The organism is Vibrio viridaestus (assembly GCF_003856525.1).
Taxonomy (GTDB): domain Bacteria; phylum Pseudomonadota; class Gammaproteobacteria; order Enterobacterales; family Vibrionaceae; genus Vibrio; species Vibrio viridaestus.
This window is the reverse complement of the sequence record NZ_RJVQ01000132.1, coordinates 1-456: the sequence shown is the minus strand read 5'-3', so window position 1 is coordinate 456 and position 456 is coordinate 1. Positions and strand designations below refer to the sequence as shown.

The 456-nt window shown below is 36.4% G+C and carries 1 protein-coding gene; it reads left to right on the top strand.

Annotated features, from left to right (window positions below; genetic code table 11):
- The coding region (locus tag EES38_RS21930) for an NAD(P)-dependent oxidoreductase (RefSeq protein WP_279432229.1) at nucleotides 1-355 on the top strand (355 nt) is incomplete at its 5' end.
- Between the last annotated feature and the right edge of the window lie 101 nt (nucleotides 356-456).

Sequence of the window (456 nt, the reverse complement as noted above, 5' to 3'; positions counted from 1 at the left end):
CGATTATTCGGATGAATATTGCCAGGAAAAGCAATTGTCCGATTTATTTGAACAATGCGATATACTAAGTCTGCACGTACCGCAAACCGAAGAAACCATGTTTATGGTGAATGATGAATTTTTAAAACGATTCAAAAAACCAATTTACCTGATAAATACTGCCCGTGGCAAAGTAGTTCGTATTGCCGATTTGGTGAAAAATCTGAAAAATGAAAAGGTGAAAGGTGCTTGTTTGGATGTATTGGAATATGAAAAAACCTCTTTCGAGGATTTACATGCGAATGAATTACCCACAGATTTTCAATATTTAATCGAAGCAGAAAATGTGCTACTAAGTCCGCATGTTGGTGGTTGAAAAACCTCTTTCGAGGATTTACATGCGAATGAATTACCCACAGATTTTCAATATTTAATCGAAGCAGAAAATGTGCTACTAAGTCCGCATGTTGGTGGTTG